The organism is Tamlana sedimenti (assembly GCF_038148895.1).
GTDB lineage: Bacteria > Bacteroidota > Bacteroidia > Flavobacteriales > Flavobacteriaceae > Tamlana.
The window spans coordinates 37,774-62,304 of record NZ_JBBVGQ010000005.1 but is presented as its reverse complement, the minus strand read 5'-3'; the positions used below and the strand labels follow the sequence as shown (position 1 = coordinate 62,304).

Below are 24,531 nucleotides of genomic sequence, written 5' to 3'. Positions count from 1 at the left end.
GTAAAAATGACGTTTCAAGAACAGATATTACAAGGCATTCCCAAAGAATTGCCATCAAAATATAATTATCCGGCAGATGCTAACAGAGCCCCAAAACGTAAGGATATTTTATCGAACGATGAAAAGCGTTTGGCTATTCGCAATGCTTTAAGATACTTTCCTAAAAAGTGGCATGAAGAATTGGCTCCGGAGTTCGCTCAAGAATTGCAAGATTTCGGTCGAATTTACATGTATCGATTTAAGCCAACTTATAAAATGTATGCTCGTGGTATCGGAGAATATCCTGCGAAATCGTTGCAAGCGGCAGCTATCATGCTTATGATTCAAAATAATTTAAACCCTGCTGTGGCACAACACCCCGAAGAATTAATTACCTATGGGGGTAATGGTGCGGTTTTTCAAAATTGGGCGCAGTATCTTTTAACCATGCAGTATTTGGCAAGGATGAATGACGAGCAAACTCTAAACATGTATTCAGGTCATCCTATGGGATTATTTCCATCGTCTAAAAACGCACCACGAGTTGTGGTAACAAATGGGATGATGATTCCCAATTATTCTAAACCAGATGATTGGGAAAAATTCAATGCACTTGGTGTTACGCAATACGGACAAATGACCGCAGGGTCATTCATGTACATTGGCCCGCAAGGTATTGTCCATGGCACCACCATAACAGTTATGAATGCTTTTAGGAAGAAATTGCAGAAAGGTGAAACACCTGCAGGAAAAATATTTTTAACCGCAGGATTAGGTGGTATGAGTGGGGCACAGCCAAAAGCTGGGAATATTGCCGGCTGCATTACTGTTGCGGCCGAAGTCAATGAAAAGGCAGCCAGAAAACGGTATGAGCAGGGTTGGGTGGATGTTTTGGTTGATAATTTGAATGAATTGGTTAATCGAGTTAAAAAGGCCCAAGAACAAAAAGAAATCGTTTCAATAGCTTTTATCGGCAATGTAGTAGAGGTTTGGGAACGTTTTTATGACGAAGACATTTTTATCCATGTGGGGTCAGACCAAACGTCGTTGCACATTCCTTGGACTGGCGGGTATTATCCTGTTGGGTTATCTTTTGAAGCATCCAACCGATTGATTCGTGAAAACCCCGAAGTTTTTAAGGAAAAAGTACAAGCCTCTTTAAGACGGCATGCTGCAGCCATTAATAAGCACGCTGAAAGAGGAACCTATTTTTTCGACTACGGAAACGCCTTTTTATTGGAAGCCTATCGTGCAGGGGCAGATGTGATGGCAGAAAACAATATCGATTTTAAATACCCCTCTTATGTGCAGGATATTTTGGGCCCCATGTGTTTTGATTATGGATTTGGTCCTTTCCGATGGGTATGTACTTCTGGAAAACCAGAGGATTTAGATAAAACCGACGACATAGCCATGAAAGTGCTTCAAGGTATCATGGAAAATGCACCTCAGGAAATTCAACTTCAAATGCAAGACAATATCACTTGGATTAAGGATGCCAAAAAGAACAATATGGTGGTTGGGTCTCAAGCGCGTATTCTTTATGCTGATGCAGAGGGTAGGGCTAAAATAGCTGAAGCCTTTAATAATGCAGTGGCAACTGGAGATATTGGCCCTGTTGTTTTGGGTCGTGATCACCATGATGTAAGCGGCACCGATTCCCCATACCGAGAGACATCCAATATTTATGACGGCAGTAAATTTACCGCAGATATGGCCATACAAAATGTTATTGGCGACAGCTTTCGTGGTGCTACTTGGGTTTCCATTCATAATGGCGGTGGTGTTGGTTGGGGCGAAGTTATTAACGGCGGTTTTGGTATGTTGCTGGATGGCACCAAGGAAGCAAAAGAACGTTTAAAAAGTATGTTGTTTTTTGACGTAAACAATGGGATTGCACGCAGAAGTTGGGCTAGAAATGAAGAAGCCTTATTTGCTATTAAACGCGAAATGGAACGCACTCCCAATTTAAAGGTAACTTTGCCTAACTTAGTGGAAGACGATTTATTGGAAAATTTATTTTAATGCAAACCTTATTTACAAACATAAAAGAACTCATTCAGGTTCGGGATGAATCGGTTGCATTTGTTTCAGGAAAGGCTATGAACGAGCTTCCAACTGTAAAAAATGCCTATCTTTTGGTTGAAAATGGTTTGATTGCAGACTTCGGAGTTATGGATAATTGTCCCAATATTCAAACTGATGAAACCATTGATGCTAAAGGGAAAATAATATTGCCAGCTTGGTGCGATTCGCATACACACTTAGTTTATGCAGGAAACCGTGAAAGTGAATTTGTAGACAAATTAAAAGGCTTATCCTACCAAGAAATTGCCAAAAGAGGTGGTGGTATTTTAAATTCGGCTAAGAAACTTCAGCAAACTTCAGAAGAAGATTTATATCAACAAACTAAGGTCCGCTTAAATGAAATTATCGCATTGGGCACGGGTGCCGTCGAAATTAAATCGGGTTACGGTTTGAGTGTAGAATCCGAACTTAAAATGCTTCGCGTTATCAAACGTTTAAAAGAAGAATTCAATCTGCCTATAAAAGCCACTTTTTTAGGAGCACATGCCGTTCCAACCGAATTTAAAAACAATAAAGAAGGTTATATACAACTCATTGTCAATGAAATGATTCCGTTGGTGGCAGAAGCCAAACTTGCTGATTATATTGATGTATTTTGTGAAGAAGGTTATTTTTCGGTTGATGAAACTGAACGTATTTTAGAGGTTGGGAAACAGTTCGGGTTAATACCAAAAATTCATGTAAACCAATTTAGATCCATTGGTGGTGTGCATGCAGGTGTAAAGCACCACGCACTTTCGGTGGACCATCTTGAGGAAATGGGACAAGAAGATATTGAAGCTTTGAAGGGCACTCAAACCATGCCCGTGGCGTTACCGGGTTGTTCCTTCTTTTTGGGCATTCCGTATACGCCAGCGCGAAAAATGATTGATGTAGGTTTACCCTTGGCTTTAGCTACAGATTATAACCCAGGCTCATCACCTTCGGGCAATATGAATTTTGTGGTGTCAACCGGGTGCATTAAAATGAAAATGACTCCCGAAGAAGCCATCAATGCAGCCACTATAAACGGTGCCTATGCCATGGGTTTAGAAAAGGAAGTGGGTTCTATAACGACTGGCAAACGGGCAAATTTAATTTTAACCAAGCCCATAAATTCTTGTCATGTTATTCCCTATGCTTTTGGAAATCATCAAATAGAGCATGTTTACTTAAATGGTAAAGCATTTGTTTAAAGATATTTTTGGGCATTTTAACACGCTTTCCACTGTATCTTTTTTTCGTGCCTCAAAAAAGGATTGAGTTTATCCTGAGCGCAGTCGAAGGAATTCAATTGTTAACACAACCACCAAATGCTATTAACATAAATTTATAGTTCAGGCTATTTCGCAACTATGTAGAAATATTATCTTTATGCTTAAAACAAGTTTATGAAGATTTTAAAAATAGCCTTGCTCACTTTTTCCCTGATATCCATTGGTAATGCCCAAACGGACCAAGAAGTTTTAAAAACCATTTATACACAATCCTTAGCCAATGGCAAAAGTTACGATTGGTTAAATTATCTTTCCAATCAGATTGGTAGTCGCTTGTCGGGTTCGTTAGGAGCAGAAAAAGCCGTCGCTTACACCAAAGAGGAACTTGAAAAATTAGGACTCGATAAGGTTTGGTTGCAGCCCGTAATGGTGCCCAGATGGGTTAGGGGAGCCAAAGAATTTGCTTTTATTGAAAGTGCGCTAGGAAAAACAACCAATGTGAATATATGCGCTTTGGGAGGTTCGGTTGCTACACCAGCATTGGGTATAAAAGCCAATGTGGTTGAGGTTAAGAATTTTGAAGAGCTTGAAAAACTTGGAAAAGAGAATATAGAAGGCAAAATAGTATTTTATAATCGCCCGATGCAACCCGATTTAATCCAAACATTTGAGGCTTATGGAGGGTGTTTCAACCAACGCTACCAAGGGGCTATGGAGGCCACGAAGTATGGAGCAATTGGTGTGATAGTACGTTCTCTGAATTTACGTTTGGACGATTTACCACATACCGGAAGCATGACTTATGGGGACTTACCGGTAGAAAAGCGTATTCCTTCAGCGGCAATAAGCACCAATGATTCAGAGTTGTTAAGCGCAATGTTGAAATTGAATAAGGAAACCAAATTTTATTTTAAGCAAAGTTGCAAACAGTTAAAGGATGTACAATCGTATAATGTTATTGGTGAGATTACTGGGAGCGAATTCCCAAACGAATATATGATTGTTGGAGGTCATTTGGATTCTTGGGATTTAGGGGATGGTTCGCACGATGATGGCGCGGGCGTTGTTCAATCTATGGATGTGTTGCGGTTGTTGAAGAATTCGGGAATAAAACCAAAACGTAGCATAAGAGTAGTGTTATTTATGAATGAGGAAAACGGTTTGCGTGGTGGAAATAAATATGCCGAAGAAGCAAAACGAAAAGGCGAAAACCATGTTTTTGCACTTGAAAGTGATGCAGGTGGGTTTACGCCTAGAGGGTTCAGTTTTGATTGTACAGATGCCAGTTTTGAACAAGTGCTCAGTTGGCAACCATTATTCAAGCCTTATTTAATTCACTATTTTGAAAAAGGAGGAAGCGGTGCTGATGTTGGCCCGTTAAAAACAGAATCTAATGTACTTGCCGGTTTACGACCCGATAGCCAGCGATACTTTGACCATCACCATGCCAGTAACGATACTTTTGATGCCATTAATAAAAGAGAGCTGGAGCTAGGAGCCGCAACTATGACAGCCTTGGTTTATTTATTTGATAAGTATGGTGTTAATCCTATTTCAACTAAAAAAACTATAAAGAACTGATAAATCTTGTAAAGCATGAAAAAATTAATTTTAATAGTAACTTTAATATCATCAATATTTGTCATGGCACAAAAAGAAGATAAATTACCGTATCATGAAATACCAGAATATACCGAAAATTACTCGGCAGGCACAGTAGCATCCAGAATGATTGATGGCTTGGGGTTTAGGTACTTTTGGGCCACAGATGGGATAAGGGAAGAAGACTTAAATTACAGGCCAAGTGAATCAGGCCGTTCCTGCGAAGAAACTATTGATCATATTTTTTGGCTTTCAAACGTCATACGTAATAGTATATCATTAGAAAAGAGCGAAGATAAAATTAAAGAACTATCATTTGACGAAAAGCGAAGGCAAACCTTGTTAAATTTTAAAGAGGTTTCAGATATTTTAAAAACTACCGAAGACATTTCAAAATTTGATAATGAAAAATTTCCCTTTTGGAATTTAATCAACGGACCTATTAGCGATGCGATTTGGCATTGCGGACAGGTGGTTATGCTGAGGCGGGTATCTGGAAACCCATTTAATTCGAAAGTAAGCCTTTTTGCTGGTAAATTAAGGGAGTAGTTATAAATAGCTTAACCACCATTTATCCTTGTTGTTTGCCTTGTAAATCATGTATTTTTTACTTGGGAAGTATAGGAAGACTATAACACCAATCCAAACCAAATAAACCACAAATAAGGAGTATCCATAATTAATAAGTAATGCGTTGTCAAATACTTCTGCCGTAATAATCATGTGCTTCCAATTTCCACCAAATATTAACATGCCAAACAAAGCCAAAGTGTGAATAACCAGTACATGTAGGAAATAATAAAACAAGGGCACACGACCAAAAACCAAAAAGAAGTCGGTTATTTTGTTTTTAACAGATTCGATGCCGTATAAAAAAAGCAAAGCAGGCCCAAGTGTAATTAAAGTATAAGCTAATGATGGTGGATATTTGGTAACCTTAAAAAACGACATAATTGTTTTTGCGGTTGTATCTTGCGCCTCCCATGGCATTAAATCTCCATAAATATTAATACCTCTAATTACAAAGAAAAGTACTGTGGCTGAGCTTCCTATGATGAGCAACCACTTTTTTCTTAATGCGGGCTCATAGTTTTTGCTATACAATGCCCCTAAACAATAGCCCAAAATCATGATGCCAATCCATGGCAATACTGGGTAAAAAACACCTATGCGGTGTGTGTCCGAAATATAAATGAAGTTGCTTTGATGTAAAATATACCAAATACTTGACTTCAAGCTACTTCCGTTCATAACGATTTGGTCAAGCATATTATGGCCAGCAATTATGATAAAACCTATGAGAATTAAAGCTTTTCTTGACAAGTAAATTAAAAGCGAAAGAGCAATCATGCTTAACCCAATGGCCCAAATAACTTGAAGGATTAATCGACTATAGGTCAGGTCAAATTTCCAAATAAGGTTATTGACAGTGATTTCCAGAATAATAAGCCAAATACCCCGTGTAAATAGGAATTTAAAAAGTTCGGACTTGGTTTTTTTGCTGCCATACAAAAACGCTGAAGTGCCCGCCAAAAAAACAAAAACCGGAGCACAGTAATGCGTAATGAAGCGCGTAAAAAATAAAATTGGTGTTGTGGTTTCTAAATCTGTGGGGTCATTAAAAAAGGAGCCGTAATAAAAATAGTCCCTAACATGGTCTAGGGCCATTATGACCATTACAACTCCTCTTAAAATGTCTATGGATTCAATTCGGGTAGATTTTAACATAGGTTAAATTGTTTGTTTTCTGAATTTCTATTTCTTTTATTAGCTAAGATTTTTCCAAATCCAATGCAATCTGGTTAGTTTTTTTGGTTCATCAGAATAGACTTATTTTGCCATTGTGTCCGCAATACCTTTGGTGTCTGCAAATTGCTGAAAATTAGTAATTTTTCCGTCTTTAAGAGTCCATAAATGAGCCATTTGTAAATTCATAGTTGCACCATTTTTTTTGTATTTGGCGTTGTACCTTCCAGTGACCAAAATTTTATCATTTGTCATTTCGTTGAAGGACATATCTGTTAGGTTCCAATATTCCCAGTCTTCAATTATTCTAGAAAATACACCCTCTAAAACGGCTTCAAAACCTTTGTAAGGATTGCCATCAGCAAAAGGGAAATTTTCAGCTTCATTCCATACCATATTCTCATCCATGGCAGCTCCTACCGCTGGAATATCGCCCGATGCAAAGTCATTGTATAATTTTCTTATGATAATAACATTATTCGGATTTAGTAAAGGGTCAATACCGAGTTGTGACATAAAAGTTAAATTGTCCATAAAATCCTGTTCTTGCGCGATTTTGCCATCTTTCATTTTTGCAATGGTTACCCCTTCAACGTCAACCGAATTTCCTGTCGCTGGAATTCCAAAGAAGTCGCCAGTGTGCTTGCCTTTAAATGTCCAATGTTTTACAATTTTGTCATCTTGCCCTAGTACATCAACCACGGTAAAATTTATATCTGAAAATCCAGTAATGAAATTTTGGTAATAGGCTTTAAACCCATCAATGCCTACTATGTTTTCAGGGCTTGCCACCAAGGTAATATCTTCCGTAAAATTGTCGCTGTTTATTAGGTCAATTTTGGCATTGTTAATAATTTCATCCCATGTGCTGGTGTACATTTTAATGTCTTTTTCAATTTTTCCATTACCACAGGAAATTAAACTGAAAGAGGTGATAACGAGTAAAAGTTGGACTGAATTTTTCATTTTAAATAAAATTATTTAAGGTTTGTTGTTTTTAGAATTAAAAGGCAGCTTTAATTAAAGCTGCCTTTAGGTTAACTGTTTATTTCGCACTTAGAAGCGACCGACTGTAATAGGCCACTTCTGATGTTATTTTACCATCTGCATCAAAGCTATTGCTGATGTGGAAAGGAACAGATATTTTCTTTTTATCAGATTTTCTAATTAAGTGGTAGTTCCACCATGACAACACTTCGCGTCCTTCACCCATTTCATACTCTAGGTAATCAGGGTATCCAATCATATCAATGCTAACTATTTCGTAATCGTCTAAAAACTTCTGCCAAATTTTTGTTATTTCTGATTTATTAAGCGATGTTCCAAATTCTTCGTTTATGTCATAGAATTTCGCATCATCACTGTAAAAGCTCATGGTTTTTTCCAAATCCCCATTTTCATATGCATAGGTTAGTTTTCTCACGCTATTGATGTTGTCGTGGTGATTGTATATTTTGCCATTGGTTCGGTTAACAAAGCTTTTCCCGATTTCATCAAAAACGCTTTCATTTGTGTAGCTTATTACCGTTTTTATCTTGTTGTCTTTGTTTACAACATAAAGCCGATGCACGGGCATGTTTACTTTTACACCTGTTTTTTTATGAACACCTTTAATGTCCTCCCAGGTTTGAACCCAAACTACCTCGTCTTTGTTGTCTTTTTTGTAATCTATGGCATCTGGATAGGCGCCTTTGCTGCGGGTAATGCTAAAATAATCTAGTGCATTTTTCCATCTATTAACACCTTTGGTAAACGATGCTTTGTCCTGACCTTTGTCATTGGTTTTCGTGCCTACACCATTATAGGCTTTAAAATCGTCAGCCAAATAACTGGCTACTTTGGCAGAATCGCCACTTACAAAAGCTTGAGTCATGGCTTCAACTGTAACAATTGCTGGGTGTTCTATGTAAACTGTACCGTTTGTTTTCTTTTGTGCAAAAAGAATTAAAGTGTTTGCAAACATCAATAGAAATAAGAGTTTTCCTGTTTTCATGTTTTTGGTTTTAAAGGTTAGTGATTAATTTTTGTTGAATAAAATCTTGAGTGAATTATAGTAAGGGAAATATTAATAAGAACTGAAATCAAAATATTTGAATATAATAGCTTCATTTTGTTAGAAAAAATGAAACCATTAGGTTTTGTAACTTACTTATCAAAAATGGAGGGGCGGAAAATTTTGTAGAACACTTTAAAAATGTTGTTAACATGGATGCCTTTTTATTATGCTATTCATAAAATAATTAAAAAGACTCAGGGAATGTAGTATAATATTAAAGAAAATATTGAATATTAGCAAATTTATTGAAATGTTTTCAGTAGGATGGTGATAAAATAAAAAAGGCTCAGCATACGCCGAGCCATTTTTAACACTAATATTAAACCGAATTTATTTCACCAATTGTTTCTCTTTCTTATCGGTAAGGTCAACTTCAACTTGGTTGTGCAGAATATCTTCAAACGTTTCGCGTTTTCTAATTAAATGGGCTTTGTCGTTGTACCATAAAACCTCCGCAGGTCTAAACCTAGAGTTATAGTTGCTTGCCATAGAAAAGCAGTAAGCTCCTGCGTTTTTAAAACAAAGCACATCACCTTCATTTATTTCATTGATGCGACGATTATTTCCAAAGGTATCTGTTTCGCAAATATACCCCACCACGGTGTAAAAACGTTCACGACCTTTAGGATTGGAAATGTTAATAATATCGTGGTGCGAACCATAAAACATTGGTCGAATTAAATGGTTGAAACCTGAGTCAACTTGGGCAAAAACCGTAGAGGTAGTTTGTTTTACGGCGTTAACATGCGTTAAAAAATAGCCAGATTCACTCACCAAAAATTTTCCAGGTTCAAACGCCAAGGTTAAATCTTTGCCATAATCTTTACAGAATTCGTTAAATCTTGCTGATAATTTTTTGCCCAATTCCTCAATATTGGTTTCAATATCACCTTGTTTGTAAGGAACTTTAAAGCCGGAACCAAAATCTATAAAATCTAAATTTTTAAATTGCTTGGCTGTAGCAAACAAAATTTCGCTGGCATACAAAAACACTTCAATATCCAGAATGTCGCTTCCAGTATGCATGTGTATGCCATTAACGTTCATTTTGGTATTTTCAACAATGCGAAGAATGTGTGGTATTTGGTGTATTGAAATACCGAATTTAGAATCAATATGCCCAACAGAAATGTTGGCGTTTCCACCAGCCATAACATGCGGGTTTATGCGGATACAAACCGGAATATTTGGGTGTTTTGTGCCAAACTGCTCTAAAATAGATAGGTTGTCTATATTGATTTTAACACCAAGTTGTGCTGCTTCTTCAATTTCGCTTAAAGAAACACCGTTCGGCGTGAAAATGATTTCTTCAGGTTGAAAGCCAGCGGCCAATCCCAACCGCACTTCTTGAATGGAAACCGTATCAATACCTGAGCCTAACTTTTTAAAAAGTTTTAATATGGATATGTTGGACAATGCTTTAACTGCATAGTTGAGCTTCAACTTCTTTACGTCTTTAAACGCATTGGTCAGTCTTTTATACTGTGCCTCAATTTTGTGGGCATCATAAACATAAACTGGGCTGCCAAACTCTTGTGCAATTTTAAGCAATTGGTTTTCTGTCATAACTTCAAAATTTTTGGCAAAGATATTTCATTAATGGGTATAAAAAATAATTCATCAAAAATTTATACACATTAAACAAAATGTTAATTATTTAACAATTACTTCGTCTTTCTCATTGTTAAAAGTTTTAGCGATTAAATATTAGGGTAAGTTAACGCTATTATTTACATTTGTCCTTCTTAAACTTATCAAGCATATTATGAATTTACACGAGTATCAAGGCAAAGAGATATTAAGTAGTTTTGGAGTGCGCATTCAGCGCGGAATAGTTGCCCAAAATGCAAAAGAGGCAGTTACTGCTGCCAAACAATTGACTAATGAAACTGGTACAAGCTGGTACGTTATAAAGGCACAAGTTCATGCCGGTGGACGCGGAAAAGGCGGTGGCGTGAAACTTGCCAAAAACTTAAAGGAGGTTGAAGAACTTGCTGGCCAAATTATTGGAATGGATTTGGTTACTCCCCAAACTTCTGCTGCCGGAAAAAGGGTTCATCAAGTTTTGGTTGCCGAAGATGTGTATTATCCAGGAGAAAGTGAAACCAGTGAATTTTATATGTCTGTTTTGTTGAACAGGGGCACTGGGCGAAATATGATTATGTATTCTACAGAAGGTGGAATGGATATTGAAACGGTTGCTGAAGAAACACCTCATTTGATTTTTACTGAGGAAATTGACCCTACTGTAGGCTTAATGCCATTTCAAGCCCGTCGTATTGCGTTTAATTTAGGTTTGTCAGGAACTGCATTTAAAGAAATGACAAAATTTGTTAGTGCTTTATATACGGCTTATATAAAGTCTGATTCTTCATTATTTGAAATTAATCCGGTTCTTAAAACGAGCGATAATAAAATACTTGCGGTTGATGCCAAGGTGACCATTGATGACAATGCGCTTTACAGACATAAAGATTACGTAGATTTAAGAGATATTAGGGAAGAAAGTGCCATTGAAGTTGAAGCCGGCGAAAAAGGTTTGAACTATGTTGATTTGGATGGTAATGTGGGTTGTATGGTTAACGGTGCAGGTTTGGCTATGGCTACAATGGATTTGATTAAACAAGCAGGTGGCGAGCCCGCTAACTTTTTGGATGTAGGTGGTACTGCTGATGCTGCCCGAGTTGAAGCTGCTTTTAAGATTATTTTAAAAGACCCAGCAGTTAAAGCTATTTTAATCAATATTTTTGGGGGCATTGTACGTTGTGACAGGGTGGCTCAAGGTGTTATTGATGCTTATAAAAACATGGGTAACATAAATGTGCCTATAATTGTGCGTTTGCAAGGTACCAATGCGGATATTGCCAAAGAATTGATAGATAATTCTGGATTGGCTGTATTGAGTGCGACTGAGTTTCAGGAAGCTGCAGATAAAGTACAGGAAGTATTGTCTTAGTTTCTCAAAAACTTATAAAATAAAAAAGGAGCAACTGTTTATTTAGTTGCTCCTTTTTTATTTTCTTTTTTGTCTGGCATGGGGCCTCTTAAATGAATAACCAAACCATTTAAAAAGTTCCTTAAAATTTGGTCACCGCACTCCATATATTTGGGGTGATCTTCTCTTCTAAAAAACGCTCCGAGTTCACTTTTTGAAATTCGAAAATCTACCAATTCCAAAATTTTAACAATTTCATCATCCCTAAGTTTAAGGGCAACCCTAAGTTTTTTTAAAATGTCATTATTGGTCATATTCTTAAGTTGTAATTCATTACCATGCATTTCGTCGATTTTGCTCTAAAGCATCTTTGGAATTGACGTTTTTATGCTTGTGTAAAGATACCTTAAAAATTGGTTTTTTAAATTTTTGTTTTAAATGCATATTTTGTTTTGTAACAAATTGAATAACAATATTTTAAGATAAAATTATCTTTTATTAAGTTTTGGTAGGAAAATGACGAAATGCAAATTTCATAGCCAAACAAAAATCAACTATTGATGAAATAAATAAAATCAACGATTAACTACTTAGTGTTTTTCGATAAGCTACGCTATATCTACGATTATTAATTGACTCTTCTGCGTAACTTTATAATGTAATTAATTTATCCCTTGACACAATGATTAATAGAGTAGAAAAATTAAGTCTTTTGTCTGAAATGATTGCCTTTGCAAAATATGACAAAGACATACGGAGAATAGAATATAACTTTTTGCTGGGAGTGGCAAAACAACTAGATATATCACGGGAAGATTTTGAATATTTATTAGAGAACCCTATTTCGTACACGCATTTAAAATCGCATAGCGAGCGAATTGTTCAGTTTCATAGGCTAGTACTACTCATGAATATTGAACAACAATATGGAGAAGGAGACGATAATAATAGAGCAGGTGTAACCAAGCTGTACAATTTTGGTTTACGAATGGGGCTTAGCCATGAGTCAATAACAAAAGTGTTGTATTTAATGGAAAGTTTCCCAAACAAAATAGTTCCGCCTGATGTTTTGATAGATATTTTTAAAACACAATACAACTAATCTTTTTCTCTTAGGGCGTATCCCGTATCCTAAGAGACATAATTATAAGTGTTGATTACAATTAAAAAGTTGTAAAAAAGAAAGCTAAAAGTTTAAACTTTTAGTTTTTCTAGTTTATTCTGATAAGTTTTTATTTCATCCCTCAGTTTAGCGGCAACCAGGAAATCTAGTGCTTTGGCCGCTTCTTCCATGAGTTTACGTTTCTCGCGTATTTTTTTCTCAAGTTCAGGTTTGCTTAAATATTCACTTTCAGGCTCTGCTGCCTTGGAAGCTTGCAATTGGTAACTGTAGGTGCTTACAGAGTTTTTGGCCAATGCGTTATCTAAACTTTTATTTAATGCTTTCGGCTTAATATTGTTAGCAGAATTGTACTCTATTTGTTTTTCGCGTCTGTAGTTGGTTTCGTCAATGGTTTTTTGCATACTGTTCGTGATTTTATCAGCATACATAATTGCTTTTCCGTTTAAATTTCTGGCGGCGCGTCCAACAGTTTGTGTCAATGAGCGCGCAGAACGTAAAAAACCTTCCTTATCAGCATCCAAGATGGCAACCAAAGAAACCTCAGGTAAATCTAAACCTTCCCTTAACAAGTTTACGCCCACTAAAACATCAAACAAGCCTTTTCGCAAATCTTGCATAATTTCAACACGCTCCAAAGTATCAACATCGCTGTGAATATACCGACAACGGACTTGAATTCTTTCTAAATATTTGGTCAATTCTTCGGCCATTCTTTTTGTTAGGGTAGTTACCAAGGTGCGTTCGTCCTTTTCTACACGTAATTGGATTTCTTCAATTAAATCATCAATTTGGTTTAAGCTTGGACGTACTTCTATTTCAGGATCCAATAATCCGGTTGGTCTTATAACTTGCTCCACATAAACCCCATCGGTTTTCTGCAATTCGTAATCGGCTGGTGTTGCGCTCACATAAATAACCTGATTTTGAAGGGCTTCAAACTCCTCAAATTTTAACGGTCGGTTGTCCATAGCGGCGGGTAATCTAAAACCATATTCTACCAAATTTTCCTTTCGGCTTCTATCTCCTCCATACATGGCATGCACTTGTGAAATGGTTACGTGGCTTTCGTCAACTACCATCAAATAGTCATCTGGAAAATAGTCTAAAAGGCAAAAGGGTCTTGAACCTGGTTTTCTACCATCCAAGTACCTAGAATAGTTTTCTATGCCTGAACAATAGCCCAATTCACGAATCATTTCCAAATCAAACTCGGTTCGCTCTTTCAAGCGTTTTGCTTCCAGATGCTTACCTATTTCCTTAAAATAGTCATGTTGCTTTACCAAATCATCTTGAATTTCTTTAATAGCAGCTTGTAGGATTTCAGGTGAGGTAACAAACATGTTCGCAGGGTAAATATTCAATCGATCATATTTTTCAACAACTTGGTTGGTTTGAATGTTAAAGGACTCAATATCCTCAATTTCATCACCAAAGAAATGAATGCGGAAGGCATCATCGGCATAACTCGGGAATATATCTACCGTATCACCTTTTATTCTAAAGTTTCCGTGATTAAATTCGCTTTCGGTTCTCGAATATAAACTCTGCACCAATTGATGCAGAAGTTTGGTTCTTGAAATAACTTGATCACGTTCCAGTGTAATCACATTTTTTTGAAATTCCACTGGGTTGCCAATACCATATAAACAGGATACCGAGGCCACCACCAAAACATCTCGCCTTCCAGAAAGTAGGGAAGATGTTGTGCTCAATCGCATTTTTTCTATTTCTTCATTAATTGATAAATCTTTTTCAATATAAACTCCAGAAACAGGAATATAAGCTTCGGGTTGATAGTAGTCGTAATAGGAAACAAAATATTCTACAGCATTGTTTGGAAAAAATTGTTTGAACTCAGAATATAATTGGGCAGCCAAGGTTTTGTTATGTGCTAAAACCAAAGTTGGTCGTTGAACCTCTTGAATAACGTTGGCTACAGTGAATGTTTTCCCAGAACCAGTTACACCAAGCAGGGTTTGGTATTTTTCATTGGAATTGATGCCATCAACAAGTTGCCCAATGGCTTCAGGCTGATCTCCTGTAGGACTAAAATTTGAGACAATTTTAAACTTCATTTTGCAAAATTAAGCAAAATAAATGGTCTATCGCTTTAGTGCAAAGTGCCCTTTTATTTCAAAAGTTTCACCATTTTGAAGCACTTCGGCAACAAACCAATAATCATCAGAAGGCATATTTTGGCCATTAAAAGTGCCATCCCAACCTGGAGAGGTATGAGCTAAATTTTTCAGAAGTTTACCATGCCTGTTGTAAATATAAACTAGTGTTCCAGGCAATTGGTTAACCCCTACAATATGCCAAGTGTCATAGGCGCCATCGTTATTTGGTGTGAAAAATTTTGGTATATCTATGACCATAACCTCGCGAGTGGCATCCAAACAGCCATTTAAGTCTCTGACTGTTATAAGATGTGGTCCAAAAGACACATTTTCAAAAACATTGGAGGTTTGTGGTTCACCATCATCCAAAATATATACATAATCTCCAATACCGCTAATATCAATGGTTATCCTATTGGGATCGGCAAAGTCCACGGTTTGGGTAAAATTAATGGTTGCGCTATCTGATTCCACAACACTAAAATCGTGTGTATAGGAACAGTCTGATCCAATTATATTTGACCTGGTCACTGTAACATCATAATCGCCAATATCATTTGGACCAATAATGATTTCAGGGGTTGTTGCACCGGTTGACCATAAATAAGTGTCCTCCACAAAACCAGTATCAGCACTAACTATCAGTGGTTGGTCGTTACATAATGGTACAATATCATTTATTGGAATAATTGGTAACGGATTAATTCTAGTATTGAATTGGGTTGTGCTAAAGCAACCAGTGTTTATATTTTCAAGACGCGCATAAATGGTTTCACCGTCTGATGCTCGATGGAATCTATTTAATCGATTTGTATCATTTTCAGCATCAACCATATCCGAATAAAAGGTAATGTTATAATCTAAAGCGTTTTGTGAGCCCAAAATGGCACTATTATTTTGCCCTAAACTAAAAACCAAAAGATTGTCATAGTCGTCATCGCACTCAATTAAATCTGGTGGTGTGTTGGCAATTGGGTTTTGGTTTATTTGCAAGTTGAAGGAAGGCACAATGTAACACCCTGTTTGCGGGTCTGATACTCTTATAAATATATTATGATTGCTAGCTGTATAATTATAAATATTATTCAATGGTGCCAAGTTATTTTCAGCATCACTCTGATTGTCGTGATAGGATAGGTTCACTGCCGAGGGGTCATCAACCACTAAATTGTCAATCAATGATAAATCGAAGGTTTGTGTTTCATTATCACAAATTTCAATGGTGCCCACAGAGTTGGTAGACGGGGGAGAATTAACATTAAGTTGTAAAGGAACAACGGTAAAGCATCCCGTTAGTGTATTGGCTATTTTAATATAAACCGTTTGGGCATTCGTCAAAAAATTGGTTGGATCTACAATGGCATTAGTGTTATCCAATCCGTCATTAGGGTTTATGTCAGTTTCATTTTCAAAAAAATCAATAGCTAGATTGCTTTTAACCCTATCCAGTATCTCAAAATCTGTAGTTTGGGTATCTATATTGTAAAATGTTAAATCGAAAGTGGCCTGCCCGCTGTAATCAGGTGAGCATTCCGTCAAAGAAGGTGCACCTACTAAAACATCTGGAGCGGCAATAATGTTAATTCCTAATTCCTCAACAATATAACATAATGAATCGTCACTTTCTATCCTAACATAAATACTTTGCGGATTGGCAACATTGGTGTATGTTGCTGGTAGAGGACTGGTATTGCTCTCAGCAAACGCTCTGGTAACGTGAAATGAAATATTTAATATATCTGGGGAACCCGCTCGTATTTCATCTGCCTTTGCACTTAAATCAAATTGATGTTTCCCATCGTTACTATCATCATCACAAATCAAATAATCTACAATTGGGTTGTAAACAGGGTCTGGTGAAACCTGTATAATAAAGGACGATTCTCCATAACAAGAGGGGTCTGTGATGTTTTCAACACGAACATAAATGGTTTGTGGGCTGCTAATATTTTGATACAGGCTGTTTTTGTCAATAGGGATTGTGTATGCGGCATCTTCAAAATAAAACACTTCCTTGCCTGTTTGGCCGTTTAATATTTCAGCGTCTTTATCGGCCAGTAAAAAATCTGCAGTTCTATCGTTGTCGTCCTCACATATTTGGAAGTTGCTGATTACAGGGAAAACAGGTAAGGTGTTAACAATGGCCTCAAAAGACTCTATGGCATAACAACCTGTGCCACTAACAATATCCTCTACACGGATGAATATAGTTTGCGTATTTGAATTATAGGTGTCTCTTTCCCCATCTGGAATTTCATTGGTTTTGGCATCGGCATCCTCAAATGAGGTAAAGAAATCTATATCTAAACCAGTTGTGCTGGGAACGACTTCGGGAATTTTAGCATTTAAGTTAATTATTGAAAATCCGTCTTGGTCGTTATCACAAATTATAACATCTGTAGGTTGTGTGGTTGATGGTGCTGTAAGTACCTCAATTTGAAACGGATTAACTGTTGAACATCCAGAATTTATACTTTCAATACGTGCAAATAATGTTTCTACAGGGCTCGTGTTATTATAGAAAGGAGGAAGCTGATTGGCTTGATTGTTGTTATCAGCGTCTGCTTGATTATCAAAGTAGCTTACCGTAAAATTGGGATCACCTCCGGTTATGGTATCATCAAGGGAGTGCAAATCTATACTGGCAATACCGTCGTCGTCGTCATCACAATAGGGTAAGGTTACATTGTTGAAGAGCAAAATAGGGTTAACCAAAAGTGTTATTTCTGTACTTTCGGTGCAATTGCCATCATCAATGGTTATATAAAGCACTTGCGGGCTTACTGCTGGATAAGGTGTTGTTTTGGTTAGGGCGTTAGTGCCATTATCACGATCAGTTTCTGTTTCATAAAAGGTTACCGTTATAGGGTTTGGTAAATCGTTGGCAATAAAAGTTTCTACGGTAAATAGATTGAACTCTAAGGTGTCATTGGTATCGTCATTAGTGTCACAAAGGGCGAAATCTCCAGTATCGGTACCCGTAAGTAATAAGTTGGTATGTACTTCAAAAGGCACTATGGTCGCACAACCAGTAGTATCGTCTTCAATTCTTAAATAGATTGTAGCCGAACCGGGTTCAACAATAGCATTGGCATACTGATAATTTGTTTCATCGGCAATGGCATTGATATTCATTTGTGCATCATCAAACGTTGTATGAAAAGTTGTCGAAACGCCAGTCAAGCCATTTAGAATAGGCGCAATAACCTCAGTTAAATCGAAATTAGCTGTTCCGTCCAAATCCGTATCACAAGCGTCCAAATATTGGGTGTCTCTGTTCACAATAGGGCTAACAGTAACATTAACCTGCAAAGTTGTATTGTTTACACAGCCCGTTGAGGTATCAACGATTCTGACAAAAAGATTATCTGTTGGTGTATTGGTGTTAATGTAAGGCGTTGGAATAGGATTGTTACCAGTACTCGAATCCAAAGCATTGTAATGGTAGGTTACAAAATAATTGGTTTGGCCTCCAGTAATTTCATCATCCTTTTGAGATAAATCGATGATGGCATATCCATCTGGGTTATCATCACCATCACAGACTTCCAATGGCGTTGGGTCAACAATATTGGGCAAGCTATTTACAATCAAATTGAAACTGGTATATGAAAAACAGGGACTATCTAAATCCTGAACCCTAATAAAGATTTCCTGAGGGCTGACCGTATTTGAAATTGGGTTTGTTATTGGGTTGATATTCGCTCTTGCTTCAGCTTCAGAATAGTGGTAACTAAAGTCATAATTTGTAAAAGGAATATTTGGAATAAGCTCAGCATCCTTAGTTGACAGGTCAAATATTTCAGTTCCATTACCACTTGCGTCATCGCATAGTTCATAATCTGACACGGGTTCAATGGGTTCTTCCGTATTTAAAACCACCACAATTTCATCATCTTCTACGCACGATGCTCCATTTACCGGAACAGAAACTTCCACCCTGTATGTTCCATTTTGAATAGCGGTATATGTTGGGCCAACAGCTCCGCTAATTAGAGCCCCGTCTCTGTACCAAGCGTATGAAGCCAATGGGTTTTGAAGGTCGGCATTTAAGATTGTTGAACTTGCACAGGTTGAAATATCGTCCCCCAATTCTAAGACCCTGAAACTGTCTCCTTCAATAAAAACGGCAGAATCAAAAGTATTATCGGTTTGATCAGCTATTATGAGTTTAATGTGATAAGTTACGTTGGGCTGTATAGTTCCTGAAGCTGTTAAAACTGTGGTTCTACCATTGTAATTTGTATCGCCAATATTGTACCCATCAAAATATTGATTGTTTTGAGCTGGACAAACCCCAAAAATTTCATCGTGAATTGTGTTAGTGTTTACCGGGGTTGAGGTACCTGGCACCAATGCAATGTTTTGGTAAGGATCTGTGCTACTGGCTTCCCTAATCAAAAAAACAAATCCATCAGAAAATTGACACGGATTGATACCAAAATATTCTTCAGAAGCCAATAAGTAGTTAAATTGAAACTGATTTGAAATTGAAACAAAGTCAAATTCTATTGAAGTGGCATTAACGGTATTGGTAATACCCAAAGCGGTTTCTAAATCTGGATCCGTGCCCCAAGTTGTTACTCCTTCACTTAAGGTAGGGGTTATCAGCGAATTTCCACCAGAAGCAGCCGCTCCTGTTGAAAGCATAATGCCATTAGCAAACGGGAAATTTGAACTGCCACGTTCAAAATAGGCATAACTTGCCAAACCAGTGGCCGAACCATTGACCGATGAGCTGATGTTAGAAATATCAACACAACCGTCAACCAAATTATCTTGGATTAAAGATTGCAGACCTACAGAATCATCCACAGTGATTTGTTGCGAAAATAGCTTTGTATTTCCGAGGATTAATAAGAACAAGATGAGGTAAATAAATCTCATATGAAGTAGGTGATTCTGTTTGGTTTTATTTGGACAAAAAAGCATTCCTTTAATTAGGAGGAATTTGAGGTGAAAAGTAGGTGTTTTTTGGATGAAATGCAAAATAAATCGATAAAACGTATTATTTCATTGGTTTTATTCTTTAAGTTTTATTGTTTTAACGTAAAGTGGTTTTTAAATATTCTTCCATCTTGAAGTTCTACCGAAAACCAATAGTCGTCATTTGGTAGTCTTTTGCCTCGGATTGACCCGTTCCAACCCTCACCAAGAGGATTAAGTTCCTTTATAAGTTTGCCATATCGGTTATAGATAAAGATTTTGGTGTTTGGTTGAAAAAGTTCAGAAACACCATAAACTTGCCACGTGTCATTAAACCCGTCGTTATTTGGGGTGAAAAACTTAGGAAACCCAATAACTGAAATCGGCTCTTCAATAAAGCCACAATCATTTTTAATGTCTTTTACGTAAACTGAATATAATCCCGGACGAACATTTTCAAAAACATTACTTTCTTGGTAAGGCCTTATCATTTCGTTTTGCGAGTTTACTAAGGCAAATTCATAAGTACCTTCACCCGAAACCATGATATTAACTATGTTATTTACTGAAACATCGGTGACATCAATGTTTTCAATAGTTGCAATGTTTGAAGGCTCCACGGTTATTGTCCGAACATCTGAACATCCAGCTTGCGTTGTAACCGTAACACTGTAATTGCCAATTTCATTAATACCAATTTCATAACTGGTTTCACCTGTAGACCATAAATAGGTGTAATCATCCGGTGAGCCATTAATTAGCCCAGCATTAATAGGGGTAGTATCGGGATACTCATTTAAGCAGTAGAAAGAAGTGTCTTCTTTTGCAATGTTTGGCAATCGTTCAACAGTTAATTCGACTTCATTTATTCCAAAGCAATCATTATTACTGGTGTCTACCCTGTAGTATAGAATTTCTCTGTAAGGTATTTTGTTTTCATATTCCGTAATTTCATTGATTTCCAACAGGGCATCATTCCAAGTTTGATAAAATGTCACATGAATTTGGTCTAATTGAATGTTGAGATTTGCAGCAATTTCGGCAACAAAGGGTTCAAGATTAAACAAATTTATGCCATCTGGCGAATCAACTTCGTCGCAAATGGGGGTTGCTCTATATATTGGAACTTGCGTGTTGCTGATTTCCAAAGTCAATGTGCCTGTACTGTAACACCCGCTTAAATTATGAACTACCCTAGTATGTAAAATTTCATTTGGAACGGAATTCTCATAAGACTCCATATCCAAAATAGGATTAACTCCATTAATGGCATTATTGGCAGACCTATAGAAAGAAATTGTGTTTTCTTCAGGATTATTGGATATAACATCAAAAGCCTCAGTTAAATTATATATCGTTATACCAAACGAGGTTAAATCCAAATCGCATTGCGACAAGGAAACATCAAAAGCTTCTGGATGCTCAAAAACTTCAACCCTAGCTTCTCCTTTTGGAAATCCACAATTATTTACAAGAACATCATTGCCGGGTGGTTCTATAACTACTCTGTAAATGCCTGGTTCGTTTACCTCAAGGTCAAGGTCATTTTCGGGAAGTGGGTTGCTGTCCTTTGTCCACTTGTAAGTTGCTCCTAAAATATCGTCCGCTAGAAGGGTGTATGATTCACCTTCGCAAAGCGCTAAAAAGTTCGACTCATTTCCATTTCTAATAATATCAATTTTTTGGTCGAAAAAAGAGGCTATAAATGGAGGCAAACCTTGAGAGGAACGATTTGTTCCAAGGTCTATGGCATTATGTCTGTAATTGCATCCCAGCCCAACAATATTGGGGTTTTCTATAACGGACAAATAAGGTAAGCCTCTAAAGAATGTTTCGCTCAAAGCTCTGTAAATCATTTCGTTTGGCCCTAATTGCAAACCTCCTCTGTATAATTGTCTGTCATCTATAATGATCTCAGAACTGGCAATGTCAGGCACAGCTAAATTGTATTGAGCCAAAGTAGAGCGGTGAGCGGCGGGGTTTTCCCTCCCTTCTCCAAAATAATCATTGGAATAGTTTACATAAAGTAATTGGCTGTTCGGGGAAAATTCTACACCGTAGGGTTCGAACAAATTGGGAACAGATACTTTAATTAAGTTTTGGTTACTTACTTTTCCTGTTGCTGCATCAAAATCATATAAGTATATCCCGTAGTCTGTACTTGCGCATGCCATTTTAGTGCCATCGGGAGATAATTTTAAATAACCACGACCTTCTTGAATATTTAAATCACTGAATGTGGTGACAATAGGATTCATGTTTATGCCACTACTATTTACTTCGAAGGCATAAAAAGTATCAAAAATTTCTCCTCTTCCACTTTGAGGTGCAAAAGTAACTACCCAAAATGATTTAGTGATGCAATCTTTTATTACAGCTGTTACTTTTTCTGAACATTCAGGAACTAAATTTATATTTTTTAAAGTAATTGCACCTAAACCGCCATCTAAAGTCATGTCTACCTCAGAATAGTTTAGCCCAAGATTTATAGGGGTATTTTGGTTTTTTTGATCATCTACAGTAAAAATATAATAAATATTAAGGTCTTGGGGTTTGGGTACAATTATGGCTGATTGGGTGCTGGATTCATCACCCAATAGATTTTGTCCGTTCTGCATTATTTGGTGACTGGAGTTATAAACAGTGGTTCCATCCGTGTAGAACAATAACTCACCATCCGAATTGGAAATTGAGGCGCAGCCTTCACGAGTGTATAGCCGACCATCTGATAACGCAGATGTTTGCCCATTATAAATGTTAAAGCTGATACCGGCATTTTCCCCAAAATACCAATTGGAAGCTTCTGCTTGACCAAAGGATTTAGAGGCAAATAAGACCAATAAAATTAAAATGAGGGCACTTTTTTTCATCTTCTTTCATAGCAATGCTATCAAAGATATTATAAATCCCGCTTTTTTAATAATGTATACGATAAAAAGATAAATAGGGCTGTCCATCCCAAAACGATGGCAATTTCATACCAATGCAACGCATAGTCATAGACTAATTCTGAATTATCTGGAAACTTTGACATTGCAATACGTTGAAATGGCTGATCTATTAATTTATGCATGGACTTTAAAGGGAAAAAATTTTGGATTTTTTCCGCCAACTTTACATCAAACTTCCAGGTTATTAATCCAAAGATTATCCATTCCAGAAGAAATAGAATAAATAAAAATGCCAATGCGAAAGCCGAACGTTTAACCAACATGCCAAAAAAGAGACACAAACTGAAAAAACCAACAAGTTTTGCAAAGTAACCCAATAAAAAGCTTGTTTCCATTAAAATGATTGAAGGTTCGTTATAGCTTGAGTAGTATAAGCCAATGCAAAGTGAAATTAAGCCAATCAAAATTGTTGAAACCAAAGAAAAGAATACAATGGTGTAAAATTTAGAAAGAATAAATTCTTTTTTGCTTAAACCGTCAATCAGGTTTTGTTTTAGGGTTTTATTGCTGTATTCGTTGCCAATCATGCTAACCACAACAATGGCAAAAAAGAATTTGAACTGGGCCGCAAAGAAAGTAGTTAAATGCCAAATAATTGGAAAGTTAAATACACCCAATTCACCTAATTCTAGGGTAAAAAAGCCAAATACATTAATTTTTAGTGAAGAGAGCAGAATGATAAAAAAAGGTAAAATAAACGATATAAAAATAAGTACCTTACTTACCCTGTTCAGCAAAAGCTTTTGTAGTTCTAAATTTAAAAGTCGAAACATTTCGATGTGTATTGGTGGTTTTATTTGTTATCGGTTAATTGTAAAAACTGTTCTTCCAAGCTTTCTTTTCGTTGTACTAAATGTGTGAGCACTATGCCTTGCTCGAAAAGGTATTTGTTAAAGTCCTCAGAACTCATGGGCTCATTTAAAAATGCCGTTACCAAATTGTCCTGAACTTTTATTTTGCCAAAAACCTTATTGTTTTCCAAAAGGTTGATTAACTCCTCTTGTTTGTTGGCCTTCAGTTCAAAAAAGCCGTGACTTGAAATCATTTCATCTACTCTTCCCGAATATAGTTTTTCACCCTTTCGCAGTACCACAACATGTGTACAAACTTTTTCAACCTCGTCCAGTAAATGTGATGCCAATAAAATGGTGGTTCCCTGTGCAGCAATTTGCTTAATAATTTCACGAATTTGATGGATACCTTGTGGGTCTAATCCATTTGTGGGTTCATCAAGTATTAAAATCTCTGGGTCGTTTAAAAGGGCCGAGGCAATAGCCAAGCGTTGCTTCATTCCCAAGGAATAGGTGCTAAACTTACTGTTTTTCCGCTCTAAAAGGCCAACTATTTCTAATTTTTCATCAATTTTAGCATAGTCAACACCTTTAATTTTACAAACCAATTTTAAGTTTTGTACTGCAGTCATGTATGGATAAAAATTGGGACGTTCTATAATAGCTCCAACTTTTTTTAAGGCATCATGGGTAGATGTGTTTCCGTCAAACCAATGAAAACTACCGCTGGTTTTGTTAACTACATTCAAAACAATACCCAAAGTTGTGGATTTTCCACTGCCATTTGGCCCTAAAATACCATAAACATTGCCTTTGTTAATGGTGAAGGATAAATCTTTAACGGCAGTTAAATAGCCAAATTTTTTAGTAAGGTTGTTGATTGTTAGTATTGGTTCCAAATTGTATCATTTTAATGCAACTGAAGAAAGTGGCACTGGTTGGTTACAAAAGTATGACGATGCACTTATATTTTTGTTACAGGCTTATCAATAAAAGCGTTAAATTTGAATAAGTTTAAAAA

The 24,531-nt window shown here is 36.8% G+C and carries 16 protein-coding genes; 6 read left to right on the top strand and 10 right to left on the bottom strand.

Translation table 11 applies throughout. The annotated features are described in order from the left end of the window. Positions 1–6 precede the first annotated feature (6 nt). The 4 genes from hutU (at position 7) to WJN01_RS12690 (ending at position 5,414) form a co-directional block, all read left to right on the top strand. Positions 7–2,004 carry a urocanate hydratase gene (hutU, locus tag WJN01_RS12705; protein WP_445197537.1) on the top strand — a complete coding sequence of 666 codons (1,998 nt, stop codon included), beginning with the start codon at positions 7–9 and terminating at the stop codon, positions 2,002–2,004. After that, on the top strand, positions 2,004–3,242 hold the full coding sequence (gene hutI, locus WJN01_RS12700) for an imidazolonepropionase (RefSeq protein ID WP_445197536.1): 1,239 nt from the start codon (positions 2,004–2,006) through the stop codon (positions 3,240–3,242). The genes hutU and hutI overlap by 1 nt, the downstream gene beginning before the upstream one ends. 195 nt (positions 3,243–3,437) lie before the next feature. Next, entirely contained in the window at positions 3,438–4,844 is a 1,407-nt protein-coding gene (locus WJN01_RS12695) for a M20/M25/M40 family metallo-hydrolase (RefSeq protein ID WP_445197535.1), read from the top strand. A gap of 15 nt (positions 4,845–4,859) precedes the next feature. Continuing rightward, positions 4,860–5,414, top strand: a complete 555-nt coding sequence (locus WJN01_RS12690; protein WP_445197534.1) for a DinB family protein — start codon at positions 4,860–4,862, stop codon at positions 5,412–5,414. Here WJN01_RS12690 and WJN01_RS12685 read toward each other — a convergent pair whose 3' ends face one another. The 4 genes from WJN01_RS12685 to lysA all read right to left on the bottom strand — a co-directional run bounded on the left by WJN01_RS12685 (position 5,415) and on the right by lysA (position 10,233). Further along, entirely contained in the window at positions 5,415–6,593 is a 1,179-nt protein-coding gene (locus tag WJN01_RS12685; RefSeq protein WP_445197533.1) for an acetyltransferase domain-containing protein, read from the bottom strand. A 102-nt stretch (positions 6,594–6,695) separates the two neighbouring features. After that, positions 6,696–7,577, bottom strand: a complete 882-nt coding sequence (locus WJN01_RS12680) for an ester cyclase (RefSeq protein WP_445197532.1) — start codon at positions 7,575–7,577, stop codon at positions 6,696–6,698. A gap of 79 nt (positions 7,578–7,656) precedes the next feature. After that, positions 7,657–8,604 carry a nuclear transport factor 2 family protein gene (locus WJN01_RS12675; protein WP_445197531.1) on the bottom strand — a complete coding sequence of 316 codons (948 nt, stop codon included), beginning with the start codon at positions 8,602–8,604 and terminating at the stop codon, positions 7,657–7,659. Between the two features lie 393 nt (positions 8,605–8,997). After that, positions 8,998–10,233: a diaminopimelate decarboxylase gene (lysA, locus tag WJN01_RS12670; RefSeq protein WP_445197530.1), complete on the bottom strand. Its 1,236-nt coding sequence runs from the start codon at positions 10,231–10,233 to the stop codon at positions 8,998–9,000. 199 nt (positions 10,234–10,432) lie between these two features. On the opposite strand from lysA, the gene sucC reads away from it, so the two are divergent. After that, positions 10,433–11,623, top strand: coding sequence for an ADP-forming succinate--CoA ligase subunit beta (sucC, locus tag WJN01_RS12665; RefSeq protein ID WP_445197529.1), 1,191 nt, complete (start codon positions 10,433–10,435; stop codon positions 11,621–11,623). 38 nt (positions 11,624–11,661) lie between these two features. Here the strand turns inward: sucC and WJN01_RS12660 are convergent, their stop codons facing one another. Further along, a complete protein-coding gene (locus tag WJN01_RS12660; protein ID WP_445197528.1) occupies positions 11,662–11,916 on the bottom strand; it encodes a DUF1456 family protein in 255 nt (84 codons plus the stop codon). Positions 11,917–12,284: 368 nt separating this feature from the next. Between WJN01_RS12660 and WJN01_RS12655 the strand changes: the two genes are divergently transcribed. Beyond that, a complete protein-coding gene (locus WJN01_RS12655) occupies positions 12,285–12,704 on the top strand; it encodes a TerB family tellurite resistance protein (protein ID WP_445197527.1) in 420 nt (139 codons plus the stop codon). 92 nt (positions 12,705–12,796) lie between these two features. Here the strand turns inward: WJN01_RS12655 and uvrB are convergent, their stop codons facing one another. The 5 genes from uvrB to WJN01_RS12630 form a co-directional block, all read right to left on the bottom strand. After that, the gene (uvrB, locus tag WJN01_RS12650) at positions 12,797–14,800 is read right to left on the bottom strand and encodes an excinuclease ABC subunit UvrB (RefSeq protein ID WP_445197526.1); all 2,004 of its coding nucleotides are present in this window, start codon (positions 14,798–14,800) and stop codon (positions 12,797–12,799) included. 27 nt (positions 14,801–14,827) lie between these two features. Next, entirely contained in the window at positions 14,828–19,729 is a 4,902-nt protein-coding gene (locus WJN01_RS12645) for an FIDD domain-containing protein (RefSeq protein WP_445197525.1), read from the bottom strand. A gap of 149 nt (positions 19,730–19,878) precedes the next feature. Continuing rightward, positions 19,879–22,638, bottom strand: coding sequence for a T9SS type B sorting domain-containing protein (locus WJN01_RS12640; RefSeq protein ID WP_445197524.1), 2,760 nt, complete (start codon positions 22,636–22,638; stop codon positions 19,879–19,881). A 29-nt stretch (positions 22,639–22,667) separates the two neighbouring features. Next, complete coding sequence (locus tag WJN01_RS12635) at positions 22,668–23,492, bottom strand: ABC transporter permease subunit (RefSeq protein ID WP_445197523.1); 825 nt, start codon at positions 23,490–23,492, stop codon at positions 22,668–22,670. A 20-nt stretch (positions 23,493–23,512) separates the two neighbouring features. Continuing rightward, the gene (locus tag WJN01_RS12630) at positions 23,513–24,409 is read right to left on the bottom strand and encodes an ABC transporter ATP-binding protein (protein WP_445197522.1); all 897 of its coding nucleotides are present in this window, start codon (positions 24,407–24,409) and stop codon (positions 23,513–23,515) included. Positions 24,410–24,531: the final 122 nt, after the last annotated feature.